Origin of the sequence: Cryobacterium zongtaii (assembly GCF_002909375.1) — a bacterium.
GTDB classification, from domain to species: domain Bacteria; phylum Actinomycetota; class Actinomycetes; order Actinomycetales; family Microbacteriaceae; genus Cryobacterium; species Cryobacterium zongtaii.
In genome coordinates this window covers 384,007-397,008 of sequence record NZ_PPXD01000005.1, presented here as the reverse complement: position 1 = coordinate 397,008, position 13,002 = coordinate 384,007, and the positions used below count along the sequence as shown (strand labels likewise).

At 66.8% G+C, this 13,002-nt stretch carries 12 protein-coding genes; 10 read left to right on the top strand and 2 right to left on the bottom strand.

Translation table 11 applies throughout. From position 1 onward, the window contains the following. Window positions 1-5 precede the first annotated feature (5 nt). The 7 genes from C3B61_RS04095 (at window position 6) to C3B61_RS04065 (ending at window position 7,072) form a co-directional block, all read left to right on the top strand. Complete coding sequence (locus tag C3B61_RS04095; protein ID WP_088455450.1) at window positions 6-803, top strand: F0F1 ATP synthase subunit delta; 798 nt, start codon at window positions 6-8, stop codon at window positions 801-803. 87 nt (window positions 804-890) lie between these two features. After that, window positions 891-2,528: a F0F1 ATP synthase subunit alpha gene (atpA, locus tag C3B61_RS04090; RefSeq protein ID WP_103459663.1), complete on the top strand. Its 1,638-nt coding sequence runs from the start codon at window positions 891-893 to the stop codon at window positions 2,526-2,528. 88 nt (window positions 2,529-2,616) lie between these two features. Next, a complete protein-coding gene (locus C3B61_RS04085; RefSeq protein WP_088455451.1) occupies window positions 2,617-3,516 on the top strand; it encodes a F0F1 ATP synthase subunit gamma in 900 nt (299 codons plus the stop codon). Window positions 3,517-3,534: 18 nt separating this feature from the next. Continuing rightward, the gene (gene atpD, locus C3B61_RS04080; protein ID WP_088455452.1) at window positions 3,535-4,998 is read left to right on the top strand and encodes a F0F1 ATP synthase subunit beta; all 1,464 of its coding nucleotides are present in this window, start codon (window positions 3,535-3,537) and stop codon (window positions 4,996-4,998) included. 2 nt (window positions 4,999-5,000) lie between these two features. Beyond that, window positions 5,001-5,267 carry a F0F1 ATP synthase subunit epsilon gene (locus C3B61_RS04075; protein ID WP_088455453.1) on the top strand — a complete coding sequence of 89 codons (267 nt, stop codon included), beginning with the start codon at window positions 5,001-5,003 and terminating at the stop codon, window positions 5,265-5,267. A 23-nt stretch (window positions 5,268-5,290) separates the two neighbouring features. Continuing rightward, window positions 5,291-6,061: a YaaA family protein gene (locus tag C3B61_RS04070; RefSeq protein WP_103459632.1), complete on the top strand. Its 771-nt coding sequence runs from the start codon at window positions 5,291-5,293 to the stop codon at window positions 6,059-6,061. 9 nt (window positions 6,062-6,070) lie between these two features. Continuing rightward, window positions 6,071-7,072: a malate dehydrogenase gene (locus tag C3B61_RS04065; protein WP_088455455.1), complete on the top strand. Its 1,002-nt coding sequence runs from the start codon at window positions 6,071-6,073 to the stop codon at window positions 7,070-7,072. Here the strand turns inward: C3B61_RS04065 and C3B61_RS04060 are convergent. Beyond that, a complete protein-coding gene (locus C3B61_RS04060) occupies window positions 7,069-7,674 on the bottom strand; it encodes a DNA-3-methyladenine glycosylase I (RefSeq protein ID WP_088455456.1) in 606 nt (201 codons plus the stop codon). The genes C3B61_RS04065 and C3B61_RS04060 overlap by 4 nt on opposite strands. Continuing rightward, window positions 7,671-8,180 (bottom strand): methylated-DNA--[protein]-cysteine S-methyltransferase, encoded by a 510-nt coding sequence (locus C3B61_RS04055; RefSeq protein ID WP_088455457.1) that lies wholly within the window; start codon window positions 8,178-8,180, stop codon window positions 7,671-7,673. Before C3B61_RS04055 ends, C3B61_RS04060 begins: the two co-directional genes overlap by 4 nt. 132 nt (window positions 8,181-8,312) lie before the next feature. Here C3B61_RS04055 and C3B61_RS04050 point away from each other — a divergent pair, with 132 nt between their 5' ends. From C3B61_RS04050 to C3B61_RS04040, 3 genes are read left to right on the top strand one after another with little or no spacing between them, the layout of a single operon-like run. Continuing rightward, window positions 8,313-9,275: an aldo/keto reductase gene (locus C3B61_RS04050; protein ID WP_088455458.1), complete on the top strand. Its 963-nt coding sequence runs from the start codon at window positions 8,313-8,315 to the stop codon at window positions 9,273-9,275. Continuing rightward, entirely contained in the window at window positions 9,275-11,008 is a 1,734-nt protein-coding gene (locus C3B61_RS04045) for an ABC transporter ATP-binding protein (protein WP_103459631.1), read from the top strand. Before C3B61_RS04050 ends, C3B61_RS04045 begins: the two co-directional genes overlap by 1 nt. After that, a complete protein-coding gene (locus C3B61_RS04040) occupies window positions 11,005-12,963 on the top strand; it encodes an ABC transporter ATP-binding protein (protein WP_103459630.1) in 1,959 nt (652 codons plus the stop codon). The genes C3B61_RS04045 and C3B61_RS04040 overlap by 4 nt, the downstream gene beginning before the upstream one ends. Window positions 12,964-13,002: the final 39 nt, after the last annotated feature.

Here is a 13,002-nt window from a genome sequence, read left to right as displayed (position 1 = left end):
GACACATGGGAAGCGCCACCAGAGAAGCCTTGGCCACGTCGCGGGCGGCACTCGCCGCCCACGCCGAGTGGGCTGATCTGGCGACGGGTGAGAACCTGTTCGACGCCGGCCGGGTCATCGGTGAGTCGTCTCAGCTTCTCGCCGCTCTCGGCGATTCGTCTGCGGAGGAGTCACACAAGATCGCGCTCGTTCGTGCGGTCTTCGGTGCCACCGTCACGCCCGCCGCTCTCGAATTGCTGCTGAGCGTGGCTGTCGGCCGCTGGTCGAGCCACCAGGATCTGCTGGCCGCGCTCGAAGAGCTGGCGTTGCGGGTGACGGCGGATTCGGCCGAGCCGAACGTGTCGATCCGATCCGAACTGTTCCAGTTCGGTGCGGCGGTGTCCTCGGATGCCGAACTCGAGTTGGCCCTGACCAGCAAGCTGGGTAAGTCCTCAGCCAAGGTCGGACTCATCCAGGCGCTCCTCGCCGACAAGGTGTCGCCCCAGACCCTCGTCATCGTTCGCCACCTGGTGCAGCAGCCTCGCGGCCGCCGTATCGGCGAGCTTCTCACGGATGCGGCCACCATCGTCGCCGATCAGGCCGACAGCATCCTTGCGACGGTCACCGTGGCGGCAGCGCTGCAGCAGGGGCAGTTGGACCGCCTCGCCGCGACGCTCTCGGCCCGGTACGGACGCAACGTCGCCCTCAACCAGGTCATCGACGCATCCGTCATCGGTGGCCTCAAGGTACAGATCGGCGATGACGTCATTGACGGCAGCGTCTCCACCCGTCTCAAGGACTTGAGACTGCAGCTTGCTGGCTAACCTTCGGGTTGCCAGAACACACATATCTCGAGACGGTAACGTGTCGAAAAGACAAAGCCTGTACTGCTGTACAGAAAAGGGAAGATGATGGCAGAACTAACGATCAGCCCCGATGAGATCCGTGACGCTCTCCAGGACTTCGTCAAGTCCTATGAGCCGAACAAGGCCGCAACGACCGAGGTCGGCTACGTCACCACCGCGGGCGATGGCATCGCCCACGTGCAGGGTCTCCCCGGCGTGATGGCCAACGAGCTCATCAAGTTCGCGGACGGCACCCTCGGCCTTGCGCTGAACCTCGACGAAGACGAGATCGGTGTTGTCGTCCTCGGCGAGTTCGCCGGCATCGTCGAAGGCATGGAGGTGTACCGCACCGGCGAGGTCCTCTCCGTTCCCGTCGGCGACGGTTACCTCGGCCGTGTCGTCGACCCGCTCGGCGCCCCGATCGACGGTCTCGGTGAGATCGCCACGGACGGTCGCCGCGCCCTCGAGCTGCAGGCTCCCGGCGTCATGCACCGCAAGAGCGTGCACGAGCCGATGCAGACCGGCATCAAGGCCATCGACGCGATGATCCCGATCGGCCGTGGCCAGCGCCAGCTGATCATCGGTGACCGCCAGACCGGCAAGACCGCCATCGCGGTGGACACCATCATCAACCAGAAGGCGAACTGGGAGTCCGGCGACTCCAACAAGCAGGTTCGCTGCATCTACGTCGCAATCGGCCAGAAGGGCTCCACCATCGCTTCGGTGAAGGGTGCGCTCGAGGATGCCGGAGCGATGGAGTACACGACCATCGTCGCGGCTCCCGCGTCCGACCCGGCCGGCTTCAAGTACCTCGCGCCGTACACCGGCTCGGCCATCGGCCAGCACTGGATGTACGCCGGCAAGCACGTTCTCATCATCTTCGACGACCTGTCCAAGCAGGCCGAGGCCTACCGTGCGGTGTCGCTGCTGCTGCGTCGCCCGCCGGGACGCGAAGCGTACCCCGGCGACGTGTTCTACCTGCACTCCCGTCTGCTCGAGCGTTGTGCCAAGCTCTCCGACGAGCTCGGTGCCGGATCGATGACCGGCCTGCCGATCATCGAGACCAAGGCCAACGACGTTGCCGCCTACATCCCGACCAACGTGATCTCGATCACCGACGGTCAGATCTTCCTGCAGTCCGACCTCTTCAACGCCAACCAGCGCCCCGCGGTCGACGTGGGAATCTCGGTTTCGCGTGTTGGTGGCGACGCCCAGGTCAAGTCGATCAAAAAGGTCTCCGGTACCCTCAAGCTCGAACTGGCCCAGTACCGTTCCCTCGAGGCGTTCTCGATGTTCGCATCTGACCTCGACCCGGCCAGCCGTCGCCAGCTTGCTCGTGGCGCCCGTCTCACCGAGCTGCTCAAGCAGCCGCAGTACTCGCCGTACCCCGTCGAAGACCAGGTCGTTTCGATCTGGGCCGGCACGAACGGCAAGCTGGACGAGGTTCCCCTCGAGGACATCCTGCGCTTCGAACGCGAACTGCTCGACTTCCTCGGCCGCACCACCAGCATCCTCACGACGCTCCGCGACACCAACGTGCTCAGCGACGACACCGTCGCCGAACTGACCACCGCGGTTGACACCTTCAAGCGCGAATTCCAGACCGGTGAGGGCAAGCCCCTTGCTTCCGTCGGCCGCGAAGAGTTCGTCGCAACCAAGGCAGAAGACGTCAACCAGGAAAAGATCGTCAAGCACAAGCGCTAACCGCGCATCCGGTCCGAGCCGCCCCAGGCGGCTCGGACCGGGTACTTGACACTCATCGACACGATATCTAAGCAAGCACAGGAGACACATGGGAGCGCAACTTCGGGTCTACCGGCAGAAGATCAAGTCTGCCCAGACGACCAAGAAGATCACTCGGGCCATGGAGTTGATCTCCGCTTCGCGCATCCAGAAGGCGCAGGCGCGAGTCGCGGCTTCCACCCCGTATTCGCGTGCGATCACGCAGGCGGTGTCGGCCGTCGCCACCTACTCGAACGTCGAGCACGTGCTGACCACCGAACCCGAGGTCATCAACCGTGCCGCGGTCGTCATCTTCGCCTCGGACCGTGGACTCGCGGGCGCGTTCAGCTCGCAGGTACTTCGTGAGGCTGAACAGCTCAGTGAGCTGCTGCGCAACCAGGGCAAGGACGTCGTCTATTACCTCGTCGGCCGCAAGGCCCTGGCGTACTTCAGCTTCCGCCGTCGTGTGTCCGAGCAGTCGTGGACCGGCGGAACCGACCGTCCCGAGTTCGACACCGCCCAGGAGATCGGCGACGCGCTTCTGTCGGCCTTCCTGCGCGAAGCCGATGACGGTGGCGTCGACGAGATTCACATCGTCTACAACCGCTTCGTGAGCATGGTCACCCAGGTTCCCCAGGTTGTGCGCCTTCTGCCCCTGGAGGTCGTCGAGGGTGAAGCCGGCGACGTGCCGGCCACGCTGCCGCTCTACGAATTCGAACCGGACCCCGAGACCGTGCTCGACGCCCTGCTGCCGGTCTACATCGAAAGCCGCATCTTCAACGCCATGTTGCAGTCCGCGGCCTCGGAGCACGCCAGCCGCCAGAAGGCGATGAAGTCGGCCAGCGACAATGCCGACAAGCTCATCAAGGACTTCACGCGGCTGTCGAACAATGCGCGCCAGACCGAGATCACGCAGCAGATTTCCGAGATCGTGGGTGGAGCCGACGCGCTCTCATCCGCCAAGAACTAATCCAGAGAAGAGAGAGCAATGACTGACACCGCAATCGCGCCAGTCCTCGAAGAGGGCACAGCCGGCGCTGTGGGCCGCATCGCACGCGTCACGGGCCCCGTCGTGGACATCGAGTTCCCGCACGACTCGATCCCTGGCATGTACAACGCGCTCAAGACGACCATCGTCATCGGCGACGAGTCGACCGAGATCACCCTCGAGGTCGCCCTGCACCTCGGTGACGACCTGGTTCGCGCCATCGCCCTGAACCCGACCGACGGCCTCGTCCGCGGCCAGGAGGTCCGGGACACCGGCTCGCCCATCATGGTTCCGGTCGGCAACGTCACCAAGGGCCGCGTCTTCAACGTCATCGGCGAGGTCCTCAACGCCAAGCCCGGTGAGAAGATCGAGATCACCGAGCGCTGGCCCATTCACCGCAAGCCGCCGCCCTTCGACCAGCTGGAGTCCAAGACTCAGCTGTTCGAGACCGGCATCAAGGTCATCGACCTGCTCACGCCGTACGTGCTCGGTGGAAAGATCGGCCTCTTCGGTGGTGCCGGTGTCGGCAAGACCGTCCTGATCCAGGAAATGATCCAGCGCGTTGCGCAGGACCACGGTGGTGTGTCGGTGTTCGCCGGCGTCGGAGAGCGTACCCGTGAGGGCAACGACCTTATCGGCGAAATGGAAGAGGCGGGCGTCTTCGACAAGACCGCCCTCGTGTTCGGCCAGATGGACGAGCCGCCGGGAACGCGTCTGCGTGTCGCGCTCTCCGCGCTGACCATGGCCGAGTACTTCCGTGACGTCGCCAAGCAGGACGTGTTGCTCTTCATCGACAACATCTTCCGCTTCACCCAGGCCGGATCCGAGGTGTCGACCCTGCTGGGTCGCATGCCGTCCGCCGTGGGCTACCAGCCGAACCTGGCCGACGAGATGGGCATCCTGCAGGAGCGCATCACGTCGACCCGTGGCCACTCGATCACCTCGCTGCAGGCCATTTACGTGCCTGCCGACGACTACACCGACCCGGCTCCGGCGACCACGTTCGCGCACCTCGACGCCACCACAGAGCTGTCGCGTGAGATCGCGTCGAAGGGCCTGTACCCGGCCGTCGACCCGCTCACCTCGTCCAGCCGTATCCTCGACCCCCGCTACTTGGGCGCCGACCACTACAACACGGCCGTTCGCGTCAAGGCGATCCTGCAGAAGAACAAGGAACTCCAGGAGATCATCGCGATTCTCGGTGTTGACGAGCTCTCTGAAGAGGACAAGGTGACCGTGGCCCGCGCCCGGCGCATCCAGCAGTTCCTGTCGCAGAACACCTACATGGCGAAGAAGTTCACGGGCGTCGAGGGTTCGACGGTGTCGCTCAAGGACACCATCGAGTCGTTCACGGCCATCGCCAACGGTGACTTCGACCACGTGTCGGAGCAGGCATTCTTCAACGTCGGTGGCATCAACGACGTCGAAGAGAAGTGGGCTCAGATCCAGAAGGAGAACGGCTAAGCATGGCTTCGGCTTCGCTCACCGTGACTCTCGTCTCGGCGGACCAGCAGGTCTGGTCCGGCGAGGCGTCGATGGTTGTCGCGCGCACGGTGGAAGGCGAGATCGGTATTCTTGTCGGCCACGAGCCGTTGCTGGCCATCCTGTCCAGCGGCGAGGTTCGCATCACGCTGCTGGACGGAACCAAGGTCGTCGCCGAGGCTGACGACGGGTTCCTGTCCGTGGACAACGACATCATCTCCATTGTCGCCCGCCGGGCCGCACTCGTTTAGGCGCCGCCTGATTTAGGATCCTCGTGTTTGTATTGCTACCGCCGTCGGAGACGAAACGCTCCGGCGGCGTTTGCATGCCCCTGGCGATTGACTCCCTGGCCTTCCCTGCGCTGACCGGTCGCCGCCACGTGCTCACTACCGCCCTGGCCGCGCTGGCCGCCGACCAGGACGCCACCGTGCGCGCCCTCAAGCTCGGCCGCACCCAACTCGCCGAGATCGACCGCAACGCCGCCCTGCTGTCCTCCCCGACTACCCCGGTCATCGACAGGTACACCGGGGTGCTCTATGACGCGTTGGCCGCCGACACCCTGTCGCCGGCGGCTCGCGACTTCGCAGGCCGGCACCTGCTGGTGCACTCCGCGCTACTCGGACCCGTCGGGGGGCTCGACCTCGTGCCCGCCTACAGGCTCTCGCACGACTCCCGGCTGCCGGGCCTGCCCCTCAAGAAGCACTGGGCTGCCGACGTGTCCGCGGCGCTCGAGGCCACCGCGTCCGATGGTTCGGGCGGGCTGCTGCTCGACCTGCGCTCGGAAGGGTACGTGTCGCTGGGACCTGCGGCGGGGCATCCGCGGCGGTTCTACCTGCGGGTGGTGACCGAGAGCGCCGACGGTCGCACCCGCGCCCTCAACCACTTCAACAAAAAGGCCAAGGGCGACTTCACCAGGGCGCTGCTGCAGCACGGCCAGGCCTTCGACACCGTCGACGCGCTCCTCGCCTGGGCGCCGACGGCCGGATTCGCCCTGCGGCCCGGCGCTGCCGGCGAACTCGAACTCGTCGTCGCCGGTCACCTCTAGTATGAATTCGTGCAGAGACAACGAGTAAACGTCACCGTCACCGGCGCCGGAGGCAACATCGGCTATGCGCTGATGTTCCGCATCGCCTCGGGCCAATTGCTCGGACCTGACGTTCCCGTCGCGCTCCGCCTGCTCGAGATCCCCAGCGGTCTCCGGGCCGCGGAGGGCAGCGCCTTCGAACTGCAGGACAGCGCCTTCCCGCTGCTGCGCGAGGTGCTCGTAACGGATGACCCGGTGCAGGCCTTCGACGGCGCCAACGTGGCCATCCTCGTGGGCTCGCGGCCCCGCGGACCCGGCCAGCAGCGTGCGGACCTGCTCGAGGGCAACGCCCGCATCTTCGGCCCGCAGGGCGCCGCCATCAACGCCGGCGCCGCCGACGACATCAGGGTGGTCGTGGTGGGCAACCCGGCCAACACCAATGCCCTGGTCACGGCCAGCCACGCGCCGGATGTACCCGCCGACCGTTTCACCGCCCTGACCAGGCTCGACCACAACCGCGCGGTCGCCCAGCTCGCGGCGCACCTGTCGGTGCCGGTCACCTCGGTGAGGGGCGTGGCTATCTGGGGCAACCACTCGGCTCTGCAGTACCCCGACGTGTCCCACGCCACCATCGACGGACGCCCGGTGCGGGAGCTCGTCGACGAGGCCTGGCTGGTGAACGAGTTCATCCCGCGGGTGGCCAACCGCGGCGCCGAGATCATCGCCGTGCGCGGAGCGTCCTCGATGGGGTCTGCCGCCAGCGCCACGGTCGACCATGTCTACGACTGGGTGAACGGCACCGGTCACGACTGGACCAGCGCCGGAGTGTTCTCCGACGGGTCATACGGCGTGCCGGCCGGCCTGGTGTCGTCCTACCCCGTGCGCTCCCTGGGCGGCCGTTGGGCGATCGAGCCGGGGCTGGCTGTTGACGACTTCTCCCGCGCCCGGATCAACACCTCGGTGGCCGAACTGCAGGCGGAGCGCGCCGCCGTCAGTGCACTGGGGCTGCTCGGCCCGCGAGAATCCGCCTAGGCCGGCGCCGGCGCCAGGTGGCAGCCGAGAACGTGGTCGTTCACGAGCCCGCTCGACTGCATCAGCGCGTACATGGTGGTCGGGCCCACGAACCTGTAGCCGCGGGCTCTGAGTGTCGTGCTGAGCGCGGTGGACTCCGGCGTGATCGCCGGCACCTCGGCCAGATCAGTGAGCGGCGTGCTCCGCGGTGCCGGTGCGAAGCTCCAGATCAGCTCGGTCAGGCTCTCGCCCAGGGCCAGGGTGGTTCGGGCGTTGTCGATGGTGGCGGTGATCTTGCCCCGGTGCCGGATGATGCGCTCATCGGTGAGCAGCCGCTCCACATCCGCCTCGGTGAACGCGGCGACGGCATCGACGTCGAAACCGGCGAACGCGGCCCGGAACGCCGGCCGGCGCCGGAGGATCGTGATCCAGGACAGCCCCGCCTGGAATCCCTCCAGGCACAGCTTCTCGAACAGGCGCTGCTCATCGCGCAGCGGCCGGCCCCACTCCTCGTCGTGGTAGCGCCGGTACTCGGCGTCGTTCGCGGCCCAGCCGCACCGGGCGACTCCGTCGTCACCGACGACGACGGATGGCCGCGGAATCACGGTTTCCTCGGTTGTCATCCGACGTACTCGATGCCCTCGTGCCGCAGCAGCCACTGTTTGGTGGGGATGCCCTCGCCGGCGCTGAAACCGGTGATGCGCCCGTTAGAGGCGAGCACCCGATGGCAGCCCACCAGGATCGGCGCCGGGTTCGCGCCGACGGCGCCGCCGATCGCCCGGCCGGCGCCGCTCCTGCCGATCGAACGGCCCAGCTCACCGTAGGAAAGATGATCGCCGAAGGGGATGGCGGCCAGACCCCGCCAGACGCTCTGCTGGAACTCGGTGCCGCGGTTCAACCGCACCGGCACGTCGAAGGTGACCCTCGCGCCGGCGAAGTACTCGCCGAGTTCAGCGGCGGCGCGTCCAAGCAGCGCGTTGGGAGCCTCCGGCAGGCCTTCCAGGGGGAGGTGGCCGTCCCTGACGATGGCCAGGGACCAGACCTCGGTGTCATCGCCCGTGAGCTCGAGGTCGCCGAGGGGGCTCTGCACGCGGATCAGGTTCGGGGGAGTGGGGGCTGCGCTGGTCATAGTGTGACTGTAGTCGGCGGTCCCGAACGGTTCCGGCGGTTTTCGGACAGGGGAATATCCGGCCGGTCAGGGGCCTGTGGAGGAGGGGCCGTAGGTGGTCACATCATCGCCGCACAGGAATAGTCTGTAGCAATGGCTCAGATCGACTATCGCACTCTCGGCAACTCCGGCCTCGTCGTCTCGACGATCGGTCTGGGCTGCAATAACTTCGGCCGTAACGGCACCAGCACCGAGACCCAGGCGGGTACCTCCCTGGTGATCGATGCGGCCATCGACACCGGTGTGACCCTGTTCGACACCGCGGACATTTACGGCGCGGAACGCGGACTCAGCGAAACCCTGATGGGCAACGCCCTGCGCGGCAAGCGCGACCAGATCGTGCTCGCCACCAAATTCGGCATGGACATGGCCGGCGCGAACGGCCCCGACTGGGACGCCCGCGGCTCCCGCCGCTACATCCGTCTGGCCGTCGAAGCGTCGCTCACCCGGCTGCAGACCGACTGGATCGACCTGTACCAACTGCACCGGCCCGACGCCAACACCCCCATCGAGGAGACCCTCGAGACCCTGGACGACCTCATCCGTGAGGGCAAGATCCGCTACATCGGCCACTCCAACCTGGCCGGCTGGCAGATCGCCGAAGCCGAATTCACCGCCAGGATCAACCATCACCCGGCCTTCATCTCGGCACAGAACGAGTACAGCCTGCTCGTGCGCGACGCCGAAGACGAGGTCCTGCCCGCCGTGAACGCCTACGGCCTGGGCTTCCTGCCGTTCTTTCCGCTCTACAACGGGCTGTTCACCGGCAAGTTCAGTCGTGAGGGCGGCCCGGCGGACAGCCGCATCATGACCATCCGCCGGCACCTGCTCGACGACGCCCCCTGGGACACCATCGAGCGTTACCAGCAGTTCTGCGACGACCGCGGCGTGAGCATGCTGGCCGCGACCCTGGCCTGGCTCCTGGCCCAGCCCGGTCTCACCAGCGTGATCGCCGGCGCCACCAAGCCGGAGCAGATCGTGCAGAACGCCGAGGCCGCCACCACCTGGCGGCCCACGGCTGAAGACGTCGCCTACATCTCCGCCCTCTTCGCCTGATGCTCTGGACACTGCTCGTTCGCTACCTCCGGCCGCACTGGCGCCTGCTGGTGGCCGTCGTCGTCTTCCAGCTGGCGCAGTCGATCGCGTCGCTCTACCTGCCATCGTTGAACGCCGACATCATCGACGAGGGCGTGGCCACCGGCGACACCGGCTACATCCTCCGCGTCGGCGGGATCATGCTGATGATCACCCTCGGCCAGATCATCTGCGCCATCATCGCCGTCTACTTCGGCGCCAAGGCGGCCATGGCCCTCGGCCGTGACCTGCGCGGGGCGGTCTTCACCAGGGTCGGCGAATTCTCCGAGCAGGAGGTCAGCCGATTCGGCGCCCCCTCGCTGATCACCCGCTCCACCAACGACGTGCAACAGGTGCAGATGCTCGTGCTCACCACCTGCACCCTGCTGGTCTCAGCGCCCATCCTCTGCATCGGCGGGGTGATCATGGCGATGCGCCAGGACCTCGAACTGTCCTGGCTGATCGCCGTCAGCGTGCCCGTGCTGCTCGTGGCCGTCGGGCTGATCATCGTGCGCATGGTGCCGCTGTTCAGGGTGATGCAGGTGCGCATCGACACCGTCAACCGGGTGCTGCGCGAACAGCTCACCGGCATCCGGGTCATTCGCGCATTCGTGCGCGAAGACGTGGAGACCCGCCGCTTCGGCCAGGCCAACACCGACGTCACCCACACCGCCCTGCAGGCCGGCCGGCTGATGGCGCTGATGTTCCCCGTGGTGATGCTGGTGCTCAACGTCTCCAGCGTCGCCGTGATTTGGTTCGGCGCGTTCCGCATCGAAGACGGATCGATGCAGGTGGGCACCCTGATCGCGTTCCTCAGCTACCTGATGCAGATCCTGATGGCCGTGATGATGGCGACCTTCATGGCCGTGATGATTCCCCGCGCCACAGTGTCGGCCGACCGGATCGGCGAGGTGCTCGACACCGCCTCCAGCGTGCGTCCGCCAAAGAACCCCGTGAACCAGACGCACGGGCACGGCGAGCTGGAGCTTCGGGGCGTGAGCTTCGCCTACCCCGGCGCCGAACAGCCCGTGCTCAGCGACATCAGCTTCGTGGCCAGACCCGGGTTCACCACCGCCATCATCGGCAGCACAGGTTCGGGCAAGACCACCCTGGTCAACCTGCTGCCGCGCCTGTTCGATGCCACCAGCGGCACCGTGCTGTTCGGCGGTGTCGACGTGCGCGAGCTGAACCCCGACCTGCTCTGGGGCCACATCGGCCTTGTTCCGCAGAAGCCCTACCTGTTCTCCGGCACCGTGCGCAGCAACCTGCTCTACGGCAAGCCGGATGCCACCGAGGCCGAGATCTGGCAGGCGCTGGAGACCGCGCAGGCCCGCGACTTCGTCGAACGGCTCGACGGTGGCCTCGACGCCGCCATCGCCCAGGGCGGCACCAACGTTTCCGGCGGGCAGCGGCAACGCCTCGCAATCGCCCGGGCGCTGGTGAAACGGCCGGAGCTATATATCTTCGATGACTCATTCTCGGCGCTCGACCTCGCCACGGATGCCCGGCTGCGGGCGGCCCTGGCCGCGGACGTCGCCGACGCCACCATGATCATCGTGGCCCAGCGGGTGTCCACGATCCTCGACGCCGACCAGATCCTCGTCGTCGAAGACGGCCGCATCGTCGCGAGCGGCACCCACGAACAGCTGCTCGCGACCTCGTCGACCTACCAGGAAATTGCGGCATCCCAGCTGGCAGCGGAGGCCACCTCATGAGCGACACCGAAACCGCCGACGACAAGGTACCGGCACGCCCACCGCGGGGCGGCGGCCCGTTCGGCGGCATGAACATGCCGGCCGAGAAGGCGATGAACTTCGGGCCGAGCGCCAAACGCCTGATCGGCACGCTCCGCCCCGAGCGGGTGTGGCTGGTGCTGGTGCTGGCGCTCGCCGTGATCAGCGTCACATTCTCGGTGATCGGCCCCCGACTGCTCGGCGAGGGCACCAACCTGATCTTCTCCGGCGTCGTGAGCAAGGCCCTGCCGGCCGGGGCCACTCAGGCCGAGGTGATCGCCGGACTGCGCGCATCCGGCGACACCGCGCAGGCCGACATGCTCAGCGCCATGACCCTCACCCCCGGCCTCGGCATCGACTTCGCGGCCCTGTCTGCCGTGTTGTTCTGGGTGCTGGCGCTCTACATCCTCGCGTCGGTGTTCAGCTGGCTGCAGGCGCTGGTGCTCAACGCCGTCGTGCAGCGCACGGTGTTCAGGCTGCGCGAGGAAATCGAGGCCAAGATCAACCGGCTGCCGTTGGGCTACTTCGACACCGTCAAGCGCGGTGAGCTGCTCAGCCGGGTGACCAACGACGTCGACAACATCTCGCAGAGCCTGCAACAGTCGCTCAGCCAGGTAGTCACGTCACTGCTCACCGTCATCGGCGTGATCGTGATGATGCTGCTTCTCTCGCCGCTGCTCGCCGTGATTGCGCTGGTCACCGTGCCGCTGACCCTGGTCACCACGGTGCTGATCGCCAAGCGGTCGCAGAGGCTCTTCGTGGCGCAGTGGGCCCACACCGGGGAGCTCAACGGCCAGATCGAGGAGACCTTCTCCGGGCACGCCCTGGTCAAGGTCTTCGGCCGGCAGAAGGAGGTGGAGCAGCGCTTCGCCGCGAAGAACGACGAACTCTACGAGGCCAGCTTCGGCGCCCAGTTCGTCAGCGGCATGATCATGCCCGCCATGACCTTCATCGGCAACCTGGTCTACGTGGCCATCGCCGTCGTCGGTGGCCTACAGGTGGCGTCGGGGGCCATGCAGCTCGGTGACGTGCAGGCGTTCATCCAGTACTCCCGGCAGTTCACCCAGCCGCTGGCGCAGCTGGGCTCGATGGCCAACCTGCTGCAGTCCGGCGTCGCCAGCGCCGAGCGGGTCTTCGAGCTGCTGGATGCCGACGAGCAGACCCCGGACGCCGACCCGGCCGAGACGCCCGCGGAGACCCGCGGGCGACTGGTGTTCGAGGACGTGTCGTTCAGCTACAGCGCCGACAAGCCGCTCATCCAGGGCCTGAACCTGGTGGCCGAACCCGGCCAGACCGTGGCGATCGTGGGCCCGACCGGCGCCGGCAAGACCACCCTGGTGAACCTGATGATGCGCTTCTACGAGCTCGACGGGGGCCGGATCACCCTGGACGGTGTGGATATCGCCGGGATGACCCGCAACGACCTGCGCGGCCGGATGGGCATGGTGCTGCAGGACACCTGGCTGTTCGGCGGCAGCATCCGCGACAACATCGCCTACGGCCGGCCGGACGCCACCGAGGAGCAGATCCTCGAGGCCGCGACGGCCACCTACGTGGACAGGTTCGTGCACTCGCTGCCGGACGGCTACGACACCGTGCTCGATGACGAGGGCGGCAACGTCAGCGCCGGGGAGAAGCAGCTGCTCACCATCGCGCGGGCGTTCCTGGCCCGGCCCAGCGTGCTGATCCTCGACGAGGCCACCAGCTCCGTCGACACCCGCACCGAGGTGCTCGTGCAGCACGCCATGAAGGCACTCCGCGCCGATCGCACCAGCTTCGTGATCGCGCACCGACTGTCGACCATCCGCGACGCCGACCTGATCCTGGTGATGGAGGCGGGCCAGATCGTGGAGCAGGGCAGCCACGCCGAGCTGCTCGAAGCCGACGGCGCATACAGGTCCCTCTACGACTCCCAATTCGCAGCAGCCATCGAGTAGCCCCGGCCCCGCGAACTGTGAGAAAAGCCCCAGAAACGT